Origin of the sequence: Synechococcus sp. MVIR-18-1, assembly GCF_014279835.1 — a bacterium.
Taxonomy (GTDB): domain Bacteria; phylum Cyanobacteriota; class Cyanobacteriia; order PCC-6307; family Cyanobiaceae; genus Synechococcus_C.
The window spans coordinates 373,633-390,213 of record NZ_CP047942.1; the positions used below are offsets into that span (position 1 = coordinate 373,633).

14 protein-coding genes are annotated in these 16,581 nt (G+C 56.7%); 8 read left to right on the plus strand and 6 right to left on the minus strand.

The window, feature by feature from the left end:
- Positions 1-10: 10 nt before the first annotated feature.
- Entirely contained in the window at positions 11-1,291 is a 1,281-nt protein-coding gene (locus SynMVIR181_RS01925) for a glycosyl transferase (RefSeq protein ID WP_186589803.1), read from the minus strand.
- A gap of 10 nt (positions 1,292-1,301) precedes the next feature.
- Between SynMVIR181_RS01925 and SynMVIR181_RS01930 the strand changes: the two genes are divergently transcribed.
- The 4 genes from SynMVIR181_RS01930 to SynMVIR181_RS01945 all read left to right on the plus strand — a co-directional run bounded on the left by SynMVIR181_RS01930 (position 1,302) and on the right by SynMVIR181_RS01945 (position 4,962).
- Complete coding sequence (locus tag SynMVIR181_RS01930) at positions 1,302-3,122, plus strand: alpha-amylase family glycosyl hydrolase (protein ID WP_186589804.1); 1,821 nt, start codon at positions 1,302-1,304, stop codon at positions 3,120-3,122.
- Positions 3,119-3,928, plus strand: a complete 810-nt coding sequence (locus SynMVIR181_RS01935) for an HAD-IIB family hydrolase (RefSeq protein WP_186589805.1) — start codon at positions 3,119-3,121, stop codon at positions 3,926-3,928. Before SynMVIR181_RS01930 ends, SynMVIR181_RS01935 begins: the two co-directional genes overlap by 4 nt.
- Before the next feature lie 89 nt (positions 3,929-4,017).
- Positions 4,018-4,440, plus strand: a complete 423-nt coding sequence (locus tag SynMVIR181_RS01940) for an OsmC family protein (protein WP_186589806.1) — start codon at positions 4,018-4,020, stop codon at positions 4,438-4,440.
- 36 nt (positions 4,441-4,476) lie between these two features.
- Positions 4,477-4,962, plus strand: a complete 486-nt coding sequence (locus SynMVIR181_RS01945; RefSeq protein WP_186589807.1) for a hemagglutinin — start codon at positions 4,477-4,479, stop codon at positions 4,960-4,962.
- 134 nt (positions 4,963-5,096) lie between these two features.
- Here SynMVIR181_RS01945 and psbA read toward each other — a convergent pair whose 3' ends face one another.
- Positions 5,097-6,176, minus strand: coding sequence for a photosystem II q(b) protein (gene psbA, locus SynMVIR181_RS01950; RefSeq protein ID WP_006854385.1), 1,080 nt, complete (start codon positions 6,174-6,176; stop codon positions 5,097-5,099).
- A 163-nt stretch (positions 6,177-6,339) separates the two neighbouring features.
- Here psbA and SynMVIR181_RS01955 point away from each other — a divergent pair, with 163 nt between their 5' ends.
- The gene (locus tag SynMVIR181_RS01955; protein ID WP_186589808.1) at positions 6,340-7,944 is read left to right on the plus strand and encodes a photosystem II high light acclimation radical SAM protein; all 1,605 of its coding nucleotides are present in this window, start codon (positions 6,340-6,342) and stop codon (positions 7,942-7,944) included.
- Position 7,945: 1 nt separating this feature from the next.
- Here SynMVIR181_RS01955 and SynMVIR181_RS01960 read toward each other — a convergent pair whose 3' ends face one another.
- From SynMVIR181_RS01960 to SynMVIR181_RS01970, 3 genes are read right to left on the minus strand one after another with little or no spacing between them, the layout of a single operon-like run.
- The gene (locus SynMVIR181_RS01960) at positions 7,946-8,761 is read right to left on the minus strand and encodes a CPBP family intramembrane glutamic endopeptidase (protein WP_186589809.1); all 816 of its coding nucleotides are present in this window, start codon (positions 8,759-8,761) and stop codon (positions 7,946-7,948) included.
- Positions 8,761-9,072: an ATP-dependent Clp protease adapter ClpS gene (clpS, locus tag SynMVIR181_RS01965; RefSeq protein ID WP_186524539.1), complete on the minus strand. Its 312-nt coding sequence runs from the start codon at positions 9,070-9,072 to the stop codon at positions 8,761-8,763. The genes SynMVIR181_RS01960 and clpS overlap by 1 nt, the downstream gene beginning before the upstream one ends.
- Before the next feature lie 41 nt (positions 9,073-9,113).
- Positions 9,114-10,340: an LL-diaminopimelate aminotransferase gene (locus SynMVIR181_RS01970; protein WP_186589810.1), complete on the minus strand. Its 1,227-nt coding sequence runs from the start codon at positions 10,338-10,340 to the stop codon at positions 9,114-9,116.
- A 165-nt stretch (positions 10,341-10,505) separates the two neighbouring features.
- On the opposite strand from SynMVIR181_RS01970, the gene SynMVIR181_RS01975 reads away from it, so the two are divergent.
- The 3 genes from SynMVIR181_RS01975 to SynMVIR181_RS01985 all read left to right on the plus strand — a co-directional run bounded on the left by SynMVIR181_RS01975 (position 10,506) and on the right by SynMVIR181_RS01985 (position 15,998).
- Positions 10,506-13,100, plus strand: a complete 2,595-nt coding sequence (locus tag SynMVIR181_RS01975; RefSeq protein ID WP_255444488.1) for a TIGR03960 family B12-binding radical SAM protein — start codon at positions 10,506-10,508, stop codon at positions 13,098-13,100.
- Positions 13,101-13,361: 261 nt separating this feature from the next.
- Entirely contained in the window at positions 13,362-15,386 is a 2,025-nt protein-coding gene (locus SynMVIR181_RS01980; RefSeq protein ID WP_186589811.1) for an Rne/Rng family ribonuclease, read from the plus strand.
- A gap of 6 nt (positions 15,387-15,392) precedes the next feature.
- A complete protein-coding gene (locus SynMVIR181_RS01985) occupies positions 15,393-15,998 on the plus strand; it encodes a ribonuclease HII (protein WP_370593864.1) in 606 nt (201 codons plus the stop codon).
- Here the strand turns inward: SynMVIR181_RS01985 and SynMVIR181_RS01990 are convergent.
- Entirely contained in the window at positions 15,981-16,556 is a 576-nt protein-coding gene (locus tag SynMVIR181_RS01990) for a DUF1997 domain-containing protein (RefSeq protein WP_186589812.1), read from the minus strand. The genes SynMVIR181_RS01985 and SynMVIR181_RS01990 overlap by 18 nt on opposite strands.
- Positions 16,557-16,581: the final 25 nt, after the last annotated feature.

Here is a 16,581-nt window from a genome sequence, read left to right on the forward strand (position 1 = left end):
CAAGCTGGTGTCATGCCGCTGCCGCAGGACGTCTTGGTGGACAAGCCATCAGGGGGCGATGGTGATGACGTCGTGGCGTTCTGTTGGGTGCTGTCGTGATGTTGCGTTGCTGGCCTGCTTCGGCAAGGTCTGCTTGTAAGCGTTCGGTGCAACACAGCAACCTCGACCAACTCGGCAGCTGATGGGCCACGGGAGCTGCCATCAATTCCTCCACTCTGGGACGCAACAAGGTGGCGAAGCTCTGGACAGCAAGCTCCTCGCTGTGTCGGTTGTAAGGCAGACGATTAATTGTTGAATCCAAGCCAAACTGCTGAACACGGTCTTCCCCTACCCGTCGGAACAGCACTTCCAGCGTTGGGATCTGGTCTGAAGACAACATCCGACCTTCATGCTCCATGAGTCCACGAAGCACCGTGGCAAAAATTTCACCGGCCATGCGTTGCAGGCCCTCGGAAGGAGCATTGCCAAGTGTTTTGTGCTTGTGATCAAACAGTCCGAGGTCCACTTGGGCGATGCGTCGAGGGGCCACATGGCGATACACCTCCGAAAGCAAGCCGATCTCCAGTCCCCAGTCGGAAGGAATGCGCAAATTCATGGCCAGATCTCTGGTGAACGCGAACTCGCCGGCTAACGGGTAGCGAAAGGATTGGAGATAGCGCAGATAAGGCATTGGGCCAAAGATCTGCTCCAGGCTGGTGAGCAGTGGACCTACGAAAAGGCGTGTTGCTCTTCCATGGAGCGTCTGGGTTTCGAGCGAAAGGCGGCTGTAGAACGCTTTCACATAGGCCACACCAAGCGAGGGATCGAGTAACGGTCGCAGCATTCTTTGGGGGTAGGCCGGTGAAAAGGTGCGAATGTCGGCATCGAAGAGTCCAACGATCTCAGCGTTTCTGCAAGCCACACCAAGCCCTTGCCAAACAGCCCAGCCTTTCCCAGGTGGTCCGGTCACATTGAGGCCAAGGGTCTGAAGTGACTGCAGTGATTCGGCAACGGCGGGGCCATTGGTCCAGTGCACTCTCACCGGAAATGGCATACCCGAAAAGAACGCTTCCGCTGCAGCGACGTCTTCGCTGGTTTCCGCTGACAGCGCGATCACGAGTTCTTCCAGGCCGCTTAGTTCTGCCAGAACCTCACGGATCAGTCCGAGTGCAGGACGGCTGAATTCCTCCATGAGGCATGGGATCAGCAAGGAGGTTGGCCGTTGCTTCAGCTGACGCCGAAAGTCTGGGAGGTCCAGCTTGCCGAGTCCGTAATCATGAATCGTGGCGATTAATCCCTGCTGAAAATCCATGCGGTGATCAATGCGACAACAATTTGCGGAGCTCTGTTCCATACCTGTTGCACTTGGCAAAGGCACGGTGTCGAAGCAGTTAATGGCGCATGAGGGGTTGCCATCGCTTCTAAAGGAGCTCTACGAGCATCATTCTTCGGAGGATCTCAATCTGCTGTCGTCGCAATTGCTGCATTCCGAGCAGTCCGCGTCAGAGATTGCCGTTTCAGAGTCGCTCGATGATGGGAGTACGGATGCAACGGCAACGGGTGCGCGTTGGGATTCCTCGAGTTGTGTGTTAATTGCCTACGCCGATACGGTGAGCGCCAAGGATCAGCCTGGGCTTCGTTGTTTGCAGGCCCTCCTCCAGAAGCATTTCAACGGGATCTCATCGGTCGTGCACGTTTTGCCCTTCTTGCGCGCAACCAGTGATGGAGGTTTTGCTGTTGCCAGTCATGAGGAGATTGAGCAACGCTTCGGCGATTGGAATGACTTGGCCGCGTTAGCGGAAGGTCGCCAGTTGATGGCTGATCTGGTTCTTAATCACATTTCAGCGTCTCACCCCTGGGTGCGGGCTTTTCTGAAAGGAGAACAGCCTGGCGCTCAATGTGTGTTGGCAGCTGCTCCCAACCCTTGTTGGGACAACGTGGTGCGTCCACGTAGCTCGGCTCTTTTCACCACTCTGGCGACAGATCGGGGCCCCGAAACGGTCTGGACCACGTTTGGACCCGATCAAGTGGATGTGAACTGGCGAGAGCCTGAAGTGTTGCTTGGATTCACACGCCTCCTCGATCTTTTTGTCAGTTATGGCGTCCAATGGTTGCGCCTTGATGCCGTGGGGTTTGTTTGGAAACAGCCTTCCAGTGACTGCATCCATCAGCCGCAGGCCCACCGGTTGGTTGAAGTGTTGCGTCTTCTCTTGGAGTCGCGATGTCCTCAAGGAGTGGTGGTAACGGAAACGAATGTTCCCGAGCAGGAAAATCTGTCTTATTTGGCCACTGGATCCGAAGCTCACCTCGCCTACAACTTCCCTTTACCCCCGCTGGTCCTCGAGGCCTGTCTCAGTCGTCGTGCTGATCTGTTGAACAACTGGCTGGCGCGTTGGCCCCAGCTCCCTCAGCAGACAGGGCTGCTCAATTTCACGGCCTGTCATGACGGGATTGGCTTGCGGCCACTCGAGGGTTTGATGGAATCGGAGCGTTTGCTCCAGTTGCTGCAGCAATGCGAGCAGCGGGGTGGTTTGGTGAGTCACCGGCGCTTGGCCGATGGTCTGGAGGTTCCCTATGAAATCAATATCAGCTGGTGGAGTGCCATGGCGGCTCCTGGGCGGGATCCATCACACCATCAACGAGCGCGTTTTTTGTTGACGCAGTTGCTGCTGCTTGCGTTGCCCGGTGTGCCTGCGTTCTATCTGCCGGCTTTACTGGCAACCCCGAATGACAATGCTCGCTTTCGTATCAGCGGTCATCGCCGCGATCTCAATCGTCCTCAGTTTCAACTCGACCGTTTAGAGCGATTATTGGCTGATTCCGAAAGCGATACCAGTCAGGTGGTGGTGTCACTGCAACAAGCGATGGCTGTTCGTCGTGGGCTGGCGGCCTTAGATCCCTTTGCCCCAATGACGGTCCTGAGCGAAGGCCGCTCTGATCTCGTGATTCTGCAAAGGGGAGAAGGGGCAAGCACTCTGTTTGCGGTTCACAATTTCAGTGATGTCCGCCTCAGTTTCCCGTTGAGCTCCCTTGCTGATTCCACAGAATCTGGTTGGCATGACGTGTTGAACGGGCATTCTCTTGTTGCGGGCCAAACGGCTCTCGAGCTTGAGCCGTTTGCTGTGCATTGGTTGATTCGATGAATAAAACAGATGCTCTCCCCTCAATTCCCTGGTGGGTTGTGACCGATCTCGATGGGACCCTCATGGACCATGCCTACAACTGGGAGCCTGCACGGGAGGCGATCCGTGGCTTGCAGCTGCAGGGCATTCCCGTGATTCCGTGTACGAGCAAAACGGCTGAGGAGGTGAAAAGTTTTAGGGCTGCAGCTGGGTTGAAGGATCCGTTCATCGTTGAAAACGGAGGTGCTGTGCATGGGGAAACCAGTGATGGCGAGTTATGGGAACTTGCGCTGGGATGCCCTGTTGCGGAGCTTCGCCCGGTTTTGCAAGAGCTTGCGCAGCTGCTCAGTGAGCCGTTGCAACCGATTGATGCGCTTTCGGATCAAGAGGCCTTGGACTTTCTTGGCCTGCAGGGCGAAGCGCTGCAGTTGGCGTGCAAGAGGCGTTGGAGTTTGCCCTTTGTGCCCCCTTCTGCGTCAGCGCGGCAACGGTTGCCAGACCTCGCCAACCGGCTTGGTTTCGCTGTTGTACAGGGCAACCGTATGGGTCACCTACTCGGCGCAGAGGTCAGCAAGGGTCGAGCCCTTGAGGTCTTGAAGCAGCGCAATGGTGGCTCCCCCGTGCGGGTGCTCGCATTGGGTGACTCTCCCAATGACCAGCCCCTCCTCGAGGCTGGTGATCTCTCAGTCGTTGTGCCTGGTGCGAATGGTCCCCATCCGATCTTTGCCGACGCCCTTGCTCAAGGCCGCTACCAGTTGGCGCCTGCTTGCCATGCGCAGGGCTGGGCAGAGGCGGTGTTTGAGCACGTCCTCAACGCACAATGCTGATGCTGAATCCTTCACTCTTTTCTTTAAAGACCCAGTGAAGATCTGCCTTGAACGGGAGCAGACTTGATCAGAGACATGATCGAGGACGGATGACAGCGATTCAATGCCAATACACCGGTGACTTGCATTGCACGGCTCAGCACGGACCCTCGGGCACCGTCCTCAAGACCGATGCGCCCACTGATCATGATGGCCTTGGCGAAAGTTTTTCGCCGACTGACCTGTTGGCGACAGCCCTTGGAACATGCATCTTGACGATCATGGGGATCGCCGCACGCCGCCGCGGCTGGGACCTCGTTGATGCCAACGTCAGCGTTGAAAAAACAATGACGACCGAGGGACCGCGCCGCATTGAAAGCCTTCAAGCTCAGATCAGCCTCCCTGTTTCTCTTAGTCAGGAACAAAAGGCCTTGTTGAAGCGGGTCGCGAATGATTGCCCTGTGAAACGAAACCTCGACGCTTCAATCACGATTGATTTGATCTGGAGCGACGCAAGTTCTACGGCTCTCTAGTTGTTTTATCAACGCCATTCAGGCGAGGAGATTTTGATGAGACTTCAATTCATACCTATTCATGTCTTTCGTGAAACACCGTCTGTCACCTTTTTTGATGCAGGAGTGCCTGGTACCAATGGAACAGATGTTGTGTTCCACAGGGGTGCAGCGACATCACCACCCGATGTGAATGGATTTGAGCAGTACTACGTCCATCAGCATCAAGTGGATCACAATTTGGTGCTCGAGGGGCAGCGCACCTTCGTCCTTTTAAATCCTGCATGGGATCAGTCCCATCACGTCATTCATTTGATCCGCGAGATGGGTGCGCTTCAGATACCGGTAGGGACCTATCACCGCTCAACGTCTGGTGAAACAGGAAGCATGGTGTTGAACCAATCGCTGCGTGATCCCCAGTTTGATTTCAAGACGGAGTTCATTCCCGTGAGTTTGGAGGGTCGAGAAGATCTTCGACAGGCACAAGCCTCTGTTCCATGGGTATGGAGTTGGAAAGACGGCCACATTTGCCGTTTTCATTGATCTAATTGCTCTGGCGTAAGTCTTGTGATCGTTTTTTCTGTGTTGTTGAGGAAGAAAGGAAGGCACAAAAAAGCCCCCTCTGTGAGGAGGGGGCTTTCTAGTTCAGTTGATCTGAACTTTGAAGGGGTTCCAGATCAACCGATTGCAGGTGCTTGAAGTGCCACAGGTGTGGACTCAGCAGCTGCCAGGTCGAGGGGGAAGTTATGAGCGTTGCGCTCGTGCATCACTTCCATACCAAGTCCAGCTCTGTTAAGAACGTCGGCCCAGGTGTTCAGGACGCGGCCCTGACCATCAAGGATTGACTGGTTGAAGTTGAAGCCGTTCAAGTTGAAGGCCATGGTTGACACGCCAAGGGCGGTGAACCAGATGCCGACCACAGGCCAGGCTGCAAGGAAGAAGTGAAGGCTACGGCTGTTGTTGAACGAGGCGTATTGGAAGATCAGGCGACCGAAGTAGCCGTGAGCAGCCACGATGTTGTACGTCTCTTCTTCTTGGCCGAACTTATAGCCGTAGTTCTGGGACTCGGTCTCGGTTGTTTCACGAACCAAGGATGAGGTCACCAATGAACCGTGCATGGCGGAGAACAGTGAACCACCGAAGACACCAGCCACTCCAAGCATGTGGAAGGGGTGCATCAGGATGTTGTGCTCAGCCTGGAAGACCAACATGTAGTTGAAGGTTCCAGAGATGCCCAAAGGCATGGCGTCAGAGAAAGAACCCTGACCGAAGGGGTAGACCAGGAACACTGCAGATGCAGCAGCAACAGGTGCGCTGTATGCAACACAGATCCAAGGGCGCATGCCCAAGCGGTAGGAAAGTTCCCACTCACGTCCCATATAGGCGTAGATGCCGATCAGGAAGTGGAAGACAACCAGTTGGAAAGGACCGCCGTTGTAGAGCCACTCGTCGAGTGAGGCAGCTTCCCAGATTGGGTAGAAGTGCAAGCCAATGGCGTTGCTGGAAGGAACAACAGCACCAGAGATGATGTTGTTGCCATACATCAGTGAACCTGCAACAGGCTCGCGGATGCCGTCGATATCAACCGGAGGAGCGGCGATAAAAGCAACGATGAAGCAAGTGGTAGCGGCAAGCAGTGTGGGGATCATCAACACACCGAACCAACCGACATAAAGACGGTTGTTGGTGGAGGTGACCCACTCACAGAACTGCTGCCAGCCGTTAGCGCCGGAGCGCTGCTGGATGGTGGTAGTCATGAGAACGGAAAAGAAGGTCTCGCAAGGAGACGGTTACGGAAGGGCAGGACGCCCTGCCGGATGCATTGTAAAGCAAGTTTGCGGTTTGTAACCACTTATTCATGCGGTAATCCTTAAGCCCGCTGCCGGGCGTTGCAGCAGATGCAGTTGTTAGCGTCCGCAAATGAGCAACGCAGTGCCAATAAAGACTTCAAGGGCAGCAGGCGAAAGAGTCCTGTTTGTGCGCTTGCCATGCAATCCGATCTTCCCGATTGGCCCGATTTATTTGGCTGATCACCTGCACAAGTCTTTTCCGGAATTGCCTCAGCGCATTCTTGATTTGGCAGCCCTGCCGGTTCTTGATGTTGAGGGTGTTCTGCTCAATGTGGTGGACCAGTTTCAGCCCACGCTGCTCGTGTTCTCCTGGAGAGACATCCAGATTTACGCACCTGTGGATGGCAGGGGTGGCAACCCGCTTCAAAACTCTTTTGAAGTTTTTTACGCACGCAATCCTTTAAAGCGGATCAAAGGGGCCTTGGGCGGATTGCGCTTGATGACCAGTCATTACGGCGAGCTTCATCGCAATCAAAAATTGGTGCGCCATGGTTTGAAAAGGGCGCGTCGCCATCGTCCCGAGGCTCGTGCTGTTCTTGGTGGAGGAGCAGTCAGCGTCTTTTATGAACAGCTGGGCCGGTCCTTGCCCAAAGGCACCATCATTTCAATTGGTGAGGGTGAACCGCTTTTAGAAAAGCTTCTGGCTCAACAGCCACTTGATGGAGAGCGTTGTTTTGTGGTGGGGGAGGCGCCTCGCCCGGGTTTGATTCACGAGCAACCCGAGAGCAGGCCCAAAACTGCGTGTGATTACAACTACATCTCTTCCATCTGGCCACAGCTGGATTGGTACTTGGAGGGTGGAGACTTTTACGTTGGCGTTCAAACCAAACGAGGTTGTCCCCACAACTGTTGTTATTGCGTTTACACCGTTGTCGAAGGCAAGCAAGTTCGGGTGAATCCTGTGCAGGAGGTTGTCGCTGAAATGCGTCAGCTTTACGACCGTGGAGTGCGTGGCTTCTGGTTTACCGATGCTCAGTTCATCCCAGCTCGCAAATACATCGAGGATGCCAAGGAGCTGTTGCGCGCGATCAAGGCTGAAGGTCTAACGGGGATTCGTTGGGCGGCCTATATCCGAGCCGACAACTTAGATCCTGAGTTGGCTCAGTTGATGGTTGAAACGGGCATGAGTTATTTCGAAATTGGCATTACCTCAGGGTCTCAGGAGCTCGTGCGCAAGATGCGCATGGGGTACAACCTGCGCACTGTTTTGGACAGTTGCCGGATGCTTGCCGAGGCGGGCTTCCGTGATCACGTGTCGGTGAATTACTCCTTCAACGTGATTGATGAGCGGCCGGAAACGATTCGGCAAACCGTGGCATATCACCGTGAACTTGAAGCAATTTTTGGTGAAGATCTGGTGGAGCCTGCCATTTTCTTCATCGGCCTACAGCCGCATACGCATCTTGAGCAATACGGCTTCGATCAAGGCCTGATCAAGCCTGGCTACAACCCGATGAGCATGATGCCTTGGACGGCTCGCAAGCTTCTCTGGAATCCTGAGCCGATGGGCAGCACGTTTGGCCGGATTTGCCTTGAAGCGTTTGATCGTGATCCCAGTCGTTTTGGCAAAACGGTGATGGGACTTCTGGAACGCGACTACGGCACAGCTCCACTTGAAGAAGCCTTGCGAGCACCGGTTGAAGGCCGCAAGGCTTTGGCGACGGCGACCCGCTAGTTCAGTTCCACCAGCGGCGACGCACCAGAATTAATCCCGCCAGCCCGACCCAGCCCAGGAGACCTCCGATCGGGTTGGGATTGGCCCCGCCGGGACCCAAGAGCCAAACCGGCCCTGTCGCCGGCACGCTGATCAGGCCGGATTGCAAGGCAAACCAGCCCCCGACCAGTCCGCCGTGAAGTCCAACCGATCCCCAGAGCGCACCTTGATCGGCACGCCGTTGCAGGGCTAATGCCAGCCCCAAGAGAGTCAGCCCTACCAGCAGACCAATCGCTTCGATCGCGGGCAACTGATACCAGGGATGCACCAGAGCAAAGAAGGCGGCCTGCAAGCCAATGGCCCGTTGACGGCCTCCCAGCAGCTCCAATTCACCCCAGAGCCAACCACGAAAAAGCAGCTCCTCAGCGAATCCCGCCCCCACCAGTAGGGCGACGGCATTAAGGAGTTGCCCGGCTGTGAGTTGCCCCTGCCATTGGCTTTGGCCGCTGAGCAGTAGGACCACAACCACGCCAAAAAGAAGAGCAGCTGCCTTAAGGAATCCACGAAGGAAGGCGCGTAGACCCGCGGCGGTAGGGACGACAATCCCCAGCTCTTGCCAGGGATGCTCGACGCCCCAGCTCCGTCGCAAGCGCCAAGGGAGGGTGAGCAACAGCAGCAGCAACGCCACCACCACTCCGGCCAGGTTCACCTGGTCCGGGCGCCATTGGGGGAAGATCAGCGCCAGAGGTCGTGCGCTCAGCCAACCCAGCCCGTAGAGCACCGGTACATAAAAAAGCGTTCCCCACCAGTGCAACGTTGTTCTGGTGGGGGTCTGCATCACTCTTCTGGTTCGATGGTGCTGGTCAGGCCCTTGTTCTTCAAGGTTTCGCAGTAAAACTCTGCAGGCTCAATGTCGCAAACGATCACCAGGCCTACCCCCGTGTTGTGCGTTTCCAGCATCACGGCCATCGCGTCTTGCTCACTGAGCTGGGGAACCACCTGCTGAAGCGTGACGACGACGTACTCCATGCTGTTGACAGGGTCGTTGTGAAGCAAAACCTTGTAGCGGGGCGATGTCTTACGCACCCGCTCGGTTTGCTTGTCAAGAACCGCTGCCCCACCGGGGCTACGGCTGGGTGTATCCACCATTGCCACTGATTCCCATTAGCTCCAATCTAGGAGTGATCAGGTCATAGGTTGCGAATGCGGGCCATGGCTTCGTCCACATTGCTACGGCTGTTGAAGGCAGAAAGGCGGAAATAGCCCTCTCCTGCAGCACCGAAGCCACTCCCTGGGGTCCCCACCACGTTGGCCTTCTGAAGGAGGTGATCGAAGAAGCTCCAGGAGTCCATTCCGGAAGGTGTTTTCAGCCACACATAAGGGGCGTGCTCACCGCCATGCACTTCGATTCCTGCAGCGCTGAGCTCGCGCCGGATAATGGCGGCGTTCTCCATGTAGAAGCTCACGAGTGCCTTCACTTCCTGTTGCCCAGCAGCGGAATACACCGCTTCTGCGCCGCGCTGAATGATGTAGCTCACGCCGTTGAACTTGGTGCTCTGCCGACGGTTCCAAAGGCCCCAAAGCTCCACTTCTGAACCATCGTCGGCTTTGCCCTTGAGCCCTTTGGGCACAACGGTTAAGGCGCAGCGGGTGCCTGTGAATCCGGCGTTTTTGGAGAAGGAGCGGAATTCGATCGCACAGTCGCGAGCACCCTCGATCTCATAGATGGAATGGGGCAGCTCGGGATCTTGAATGAACGCCTCGTACGCGGCATCAAACAGGATCAAGGCCTTGTTGGCACGGGCGTAGTCGACCCATTCCTTCAGTTGGGCCTTCGTTGCGACAGCGCCGGTGGGGTTATTGGGGTAACAGAGGTAGATCAGGTCAACAGGTTCACTGGGAATCTGTGCTGCAAACCCGTTGTCTGCGCTGATCGGCAGGTAGGTCAGGCCGCCATAACGGCCGTCATCGCCAGACTCGCCTGTGCGGCCAGCCATCACATTGCTGTCGACGTAAACCGGATACACCGGATCGGTCACTGCAATGCGATTGCCACTCCCCAGGATGTCGAGAATGTTGCTGCTGTCGCATTTGGAGCCATCCGATACAAAGATCTCCTCTGCGCTGATCTCACAGCCCCTGGCTTGGAAGTCATCGCGGGCAATCGCCTCGCGAAGCCAGCCATAGCCCTGTTCCGGCCCATAGCCGTGGAATCCTTCCGCTGTTCCCATCTCGTCGATGGCTGATTTCATGGCGTCACGGCAGGCCTGCGGTAGCGGCTCTGTGACGTCTCCGATGCCGAGACGAATCAGCTGGGCCTCGGGGTTGGCGCTACTAAAGGCCTTCACCCTGCGGCCAATCTCCGGGAACAGATAACCCGCTTTGAGTTTCAGGTAATTGCCGTTGACCTTGACCACGAATGACTGGGGTTGCTTCGGGCATCCTGCTACATACGATGAAAGAAGCAGGGCCTGGTGGTCGTGATTGTCGCCCCGTCCCCCACGAAACAGGATCCCGATCCCAACGCTGTTGTGGCGTTTGATCAGCTTGTGGATGCCTCCATCAATCGTCCCGCCCGGTACATGGGGCATGAGTTGGGGGTGGAGCCACGGGATTGGGAGGCGGCGCGTGTGCGCTGGGCTCTGACCTATCCCGAGATTTACGAGGTGGGCTCCAGCAACCTCGGCCACATCATTCTTTATTCCATCCTTAATGCTGTTCCTGGTCAGCTATGTGATCGGGCCTACCTCCCGGCAGCGGATCTTTCAGAGAGGCTGAAAGAGCGGAATCAAGCCTTGTTTGCTGTGGAGAGCAGGAGGCCGCTCCCCGCCTTTGACATCCTGGGCTTCAGCCTCAGCTATGAGCTGGGTGCGACCAATATTCTCGCCATGTTGGATTTGGCGAAAGTGCCGCTTTATGCGGCAGAGAGAGGAGATTTGCCCCTTTCTCACCCCGAGTCTCCGCCTCTGATTTTTGCTGGCGGTCCCACAGCCACCAGCAATCCTGAGCCTTACGCAGCTTTCTTTGACTTCATTGCTTTAGGCGATGGCGAAGAGCTTCTCCCTGAGATTGGATTGGTGGTGGCAGAAGCCAAAGCTGCGGGCCTGTCTCGAACGGACTTGCTCCGTGACCTGGCTGTTGTCCCAGGGGTTTATGTTCCGTCTCTCTATGGACCTGATCAGCAAGGGATCAGCGTGGAGCCGCTGGAGGATGGTCTTCCGGCCCGCTTGTTGAGGCGTGTTGCTACGCCCATGCCCCATTACGCGATGGGACTCGTTCCCCATGTGGAGACCGTGCATGACCGATTGACGGTGGAAATTCGTCGTGGTTGCACCCGAGGCTGCCGTTTTTGCCAGCCGGGAATGCTGACAAGGCCAGCGAGGGACGTGGAGCCTGAGGCCGTGATTGAGGCGATTGAAACGGGAATGCAGCGAACGGGTTACAGCGACTTCTCTTTGCTGTCGTTGAGCTGCAGCGATTACCTGGCATTGCCCGCTGTGGGGGTCGAGCTTCGCAATCGTCTCGCCGATCGCAATGTCACGCTTCAATTGCCCAGTCAGCGGGTGGATCGGTTTGATGACGACATCGCTCACATCCTTGGGGGCTCCCGCCAGTCGGGCCTGACGTTTGCACCGGAAGCCGGCACCCAACGGCTGAGAGACATCGTGAACAAAGGCCTCACGGATGCCGATCTTGTGGATGGAATCCGCACAGCAATGCAAAACGGCTTCCGCAAGGTGAAGCTCTATTTCATGATCGGGTTGCCGGGTGAGACCGATGCCGATGTGCTGGGCATCGCTGAGACCTGTCGGATGTTGCTCGACCGCTGCCGCGATTTAGGTCGCCTCAATCTCAACATCACCATCAGTAATTTCACCCCGAAGCCGCATACGCCGTTTCAGTGGCACAGCGTTTCGACGGCGGAGTTCTTAAGGCGTCAGCAGTTGCTGAGGGAAGCCGGAAAGCGTCTTCGCGGAGTGCGCTTCAACTTCACGGATGTGAGGCTTTCCGCTATGGAGGACTTCGTCGGTCGCGGAGACAGGAGCTTGGCGCCTGTCATCGAAGCGGCATGGCGAGCGGGTGCAGGGATGGATGCATGGTTTGAGGCCCTCGATCGCACCTATGAGGCTTGGACGGGCGCCATCGCAGCAGCAGGTCTTGAGGGCCGCTACCGGGCCCTTGAGCTCGGTGGCTGGGGACGTGCGAATGCGCTCAGCGAGGAAGGGTTGGATGCGTTCTGTTCTCAGCCGCTGCCTTGGGACCACATCGATACCGGGATTGATAAGGGCTGGTTGGCAGACGATCTCAAGCGAGCTCTTGAAGCGGCTGTTGTTCCGGATTGTTCGTTCGAGGGATGCAGCAGTTGTGGGGTCTGTGGCCCGGACCTAGGCCACAACGTTGTGATTGCTCCTCCTGAGATTCCTGTTCAGAAGCCAAGGCAGGCTCCACCGAGCGATCGGGTCTGCCGGATCAGGTTTCGTTTCAGCAAAACAGGCGCGATGGCCCTGCTCAGCCATCTCGATTTGGTGCGCTTGTTTGAGCGTGCGCTTCGACGTGCTGAATTACCGATCAGTTTTACCGGTGGCTTTCATCCGCTTCCCCGCCTTCAGCTCGCCTTGGCCTTGCCGCTTGGCGTGCAAGGAGAGGGGGAATGGATGGATTTGGAATTCATTGAACAGGTTGAGGCGCTTCAGGTTTTGAAGCGTTGGCAACAGACCCTTCCCCCAGGACTTTTGTTGATGGAGGCCTATGAAGTGCCAGTGTCTGGCCAGAGCCTCTCGCAACAATTGGAGGCAGCCCGATGGAGCTTTGAGCTGAAAACTCAAGCGGGAGATCCTTCGATTTCCTTGGATCAGTGGAGGCAGGTGGTGGATGATTTGTTGTCGCGAGACACGCTCGTTTGGGATGACACCGATAAAAAAGGACGTCCTCGTCAGCGCGATTGCAGACCTGCTTTAGAGACGCTTGAAATCGTGGCTCCGGTTGATGGAGCGGTTGATGGAGCCGTTGATGGAGCGGTGGAGAGCGGGGTAACGCTTGAGTGCCTCGCTCACATCGATGATCAAGGAAGGAGCCTTAAGCCCGCTCAGCTCCAGCACTGGTTGTCTGAAGGCTTAGAGCAGTCTTTGCATCTCCACAATGTGCGTCGCCTCGAACTACGGCTTGTGCGGTGCTAAATTCAAAACAAGACGTCAAGCCACGGGCCTGCGCCACGGTTTCGTCCCGACCTTCTTGTTCCCACATCCTGCGGAATAAGAGGCCAGAGTCTCCTGTTTCAATCAACGCCCAGGCGTTGCAGTCGAGCTCCAAATCAGAGGAGTTATTCACTCCGAATGCTTAGACCTAATCGGTCACTTGAATTCATTCCAACCCCGTGCGACATGCCGGCTGGCTGTTGATCGGGCTTCCGTCCTGACGGGCGTCGTCAGTCATTGTTTATGCCCCAACAAATTGTTATTGCTGAGCAACTGCGCATTGCCGCAGTTCTCACAGATGAATGCGTCGATGAATTAATTGTTGCCCAAGGGCGTTACCAGATCGGTGATGTCTATCTGGGCACTGTTGAAAATGTTCTCCCAGGGATTGATGCGGCTTTCGTCAACATTGGCGAAAGTGAAAAAAATGGCTTTATTCATGTCACTGACTTAGGCCCTTTACGCCTTAAAAAAGGTGCCGCCGGAATTACAGAACTGCTGGAACCACGCCAAAAAGTTCTGGTTCAGGTGATGAAGGAGCCCACGGGGACGAAAGGTCCTCGGTTGACTGGCAATCTGGCGCTGCCAGGTCGTTACCTCGTGCTTCAACCCAGCGGTCAGGGGGTCAATATCTCCAGGCGCATCGGTTCGGAAGGAGAGCGGAACCGGTTGCGCGCCCTGGGTGTGTTGGTGAAGCCCCCAGGGGCGGGCCTGCTGATTCGTACGGAAGCCGATGGAATCAGCGAAGAATTGCTGATTGACGATCTCGAATCGCTTTTACGTCAATGGGAGGCGATCCAAAAAGCTGCTGAGACGGCTTCCCCCCCGGTTCTTCTCAACCGCGATGAGGATTTCATACATCGCATTCTTCGCGATCACACCGGTTTGGATTTGGACCGGGTGGTGGTGGAGTCACCCGCTGCTGTGGAACGGGTGCGTTCCTTCCTCGGAGACGAGGGAAGTCACGTTGTGGTGGAAGCCCATCCCGAGCCTTCTGAGCTGCTCGAGCACTACAAAGTCAATGGGGCTATTCGTGATGCCCTAAAGCCGAGGGTTGATCTTCCCTCCGGTGGTTACGTGATCATCGAGCCCACCGAGGCCCTCACGGTGATTGATGTCAACTCTGGTTCGTTCACCCGCTCGGCGAATGCCAGGGAAACGGTGCTCTGGACCAACTGTGAGGCAGCCATAGAGATTGCCCGGCAGTTGCGTTTGCGCAACATCGGTGGGGTGATCATCGTCGACTTCATCGACATGGACTCCCGTCGTGATCAGTTGCAGCTGCTGGAGCATTTCACCAGTGCGATTCGTGATGACGCCGCTCGCCCCCAAATTGCCCAGCTCACGGAACTCGGTCTTGTTGAGCTGACGCGTAAGCGTCAGGGCCAAAATATTTATGAGCTGTTCGGGCGAGCCTGTCCCAGTTGCGGGGGACTTGGTCACGTTGCTGTGCTTCCTGGAAAGGATCTGATGCAGCCCCTCGCCACGGCTACGGGGCTGGTGCGTTCTGCAGCGTCGGCTCGCGCTGAAGCTCCTCAGTCTGGAGAGGCCTCGAATGCCCGTCGGCGTCGTGGTGCCCGAGGGAAGGCTGTGGCGGCTTCAGGTCCTGTCGACAGCAGCGATGCGCTTTTGGATGAGATGGAGACTGCTAGTGCGTCTACGTCCGTGTCGACGTCTGCTGCCATTGAGCCTGCCAGCGTGAGCCGACGTCAGGACCCTGAGCTGGTTGCGGTTCCTATGGATGAAGACGAAGAGCAGGTCTATGGATGGCTTGGTCTGAATCCAGCCTTGCTCCTGGAGTCTCAGCCGGAGCTGGACAACTTGATGGTGCGCGTTGTCCGTCCCGGCGAAGATGCAGAGCAGGTGCTTGAGCAGGCTCGACAGCAAATGTCGGCTAACGCAGGTCGCCGTCGCCGCCGTGGGCCGAGGGGGAATGGACGTGGCGCGGGCACTGGTTCGGGCCGTTCTGCTGCATCAGCTGGCGGAGACGATTCAGCACCCACGACCGTCGTCACTCCCCTGGAGCCAGACGAGAATGCACAGCCTTTGCTTGTGGAGATCACGCCTTTGATTGAGACCCCACTCCCGGTGATGTCTCCTGAGCCTGAAGTGGTTTCAGTATCTGAACCCGTCTCCGTATCCATCTCTGAATCGGTCGCGAGTTCTCAGCCTGAGGTCAGTCCTGATCCTGAGCCTGCTGACACCTCTGAAGCAAGGCCCGGTCGCCGTCGTCGTCGCGCGTCTGCATCGACGTCTGATCACGACTAAGTAGCGGTGTCAGGTCCGTTGAATGACAGCGATGGCCTTGGCATCGCTGGGGTGGATGAAGTGGGTCGCGGCTGTTTGTTTGGGCCCGTTTTTGCCGCCGCAGTTGTGTTGAGCGATCAAGCCGCACTGCATTTGCAGGCGGCTGGTCTCACCGATAGCAAGGCATTAACGCCGAGTCGTCGAGCTGCACTGGTTCCCCTGATTGAGGCTCATGCCCATGCCTGGGGATTGGGTCAAAGCTCTGCGCGGGCAATCGATCACGACGGGATTCGCAGCGCGACTGAGCAGGCCATGTTGTGTGCTCTTCAGCGCTTGCCTAGCCCGCCTCAGCTGGTCTTGGTGGATGGAGTGCTCCCATTGCGATTGTGGGAGGGTTCTCAACGCACCATCGTGCGTGGTGATAGCAGCCATCCAGCCATAGCAGCTGCGAGTGTGTTGGCGAAAGAGGCTCGCGACGCTTTGATTCGGCGGCTGTCCACTCGATTTCCGGGGTACGGGCTTGAGAGACATGCTGGATATGGAACGGCTCAACATCGAGCAGCGCTACTGGCCTCTGGCCCCACCCCCTTGCACCGGCGCTCGTTTTTGAAGAAGCTATTCGCCACTCGGTAGGGCGGACTCGCTGGCGGGAGGGTTCTCTAAATCCTTGGCCCAGGACTGGAAATCAGCCACTAACTGACGACCGACTCGGCCTTTGATCGTGAGCAGAATTCCATTCAGGATGGATTCCCCTGTGCTCTCCAGCACTCGCTTGGGAATCAGACGTAGCAGCGGAGGCTGGCTGACCTCCACGCTCAGCGTGGCCTCTCCTTGCAGTCCCCTGGGCGTCGCCTCAAGCAGGGCTTCAAGGCTCAGTTGGAAGTCATCCACTAACCCCAAACCTTCGAGGTCTGCATCAAGAGCACGGATCCGAAGTTGTCCGCTCACTTCATCGACTTCGAGCGACACCACTGGCTTGACATGCAGTTGGAACACCTGCAGCGTTGTCACGGTGTAGCGGTAGCGCCCTGGTGCCAAGGCTGTGAGCTGGTCGGAGTCGAGCAGCGCTTTGACAACGCGGTCGTGCTCATGCAAATAAGCCCGCAGACGTTCTGACTCATCTGCGATGGGTAGATCGAGATGCTGACTGGCTCGAAAGGCCAGGGCCATGACCGTGTCCTGACGCGGCATGATCCTATCGATCGATGTGTGTCTT

Bases quoted from the DNA above. Each gene is read 5' to 3' on its own strand.
- SynMVIR181_RS01925 (WP_186589803.1), bottom strand. From the start codon at position 1,291: ATGGATTTTCAGCAGGGATTAATCGCCACGATTCATGATTACGGACTC.
- SynMVIR181_RS01930 (WP_186589804.1), top strand. From the start codon at position 1,302: ATGCGACAACAATTTGCGGAGCTCTGTTCCATACCTGTTGCACTTGGC.
- SynMVIR181_RS01935 (WP_186589805.1), top strand. From the start codon at position 3,119: ATGAATAAAACAGATGCTCTCCCCTCAATTCCCTGGTGGGTTGTGACC.
- SynMVIR181_RS01940 (WP_186589806.1), top strand. From the start codon at position 4,018: ATGACAGCGATTCAATGCCAATACACCGGTGACTTGCATTGCACGGCT.
- SynMVIR181_RS01945 (WP_186589807.1), top strand. From the start codon at position 4,477: ATGAGACTTCAATTCATACCTATTCATGTCTTTCGTGAAACACCGTCT.
- psbA (WP_006854385.1), bottom strand. From the start codon at position 6,176: ATGACTACCACCATCCAGCAGCGCTCCGGCGCTAACGGCTGGCAGCAG.
- SynMVIR181_RS01955 (WP_186589808.1), top strand. From the start codon at position 6,340: ATGAGCAACGCAGTGCCAATAAAGACTTCAAGGGCAGCAGGCGAAAGA.
- SynMVIR181_RS01960 (WP_186589809.1), bottom strand. From the start codon at position 8,761: ATGCAGACCCCCACCAGAACAACGTTGCACTGGTGGGGAACGCTTTTT.
- clpS (WP_186524539.1), bottom strand. From the start codon at position 9,072: ATGGTGGATACACCCAGCCGTAGCCCCGGTGGGGCAGCGGTTCTTGAC.
- SynMVIR181_RS01975 (WP_255444488.1), top strand. From the start codon at position 10,506: ATGGGGCATGAGTTGGGGGTGGAGCCACGGGATTGGGAGGCGGCGCGT.
- SynMVIR181_RS01980 (WP_186589811.1), top strand. From the start codon at position 13,362: ATGCCCCAACAAATTGTTATTGCTGAGCAACTGCGCATTGCCGCAGTT.
- SynMVIR181_RS01990 (WP_186589812.1), bottom strand. From the start codon at position 16,556: ATGCCGCGTCAGGACACGGTCATGGCCCTGGCCTTTCGAGCCAGTCAG.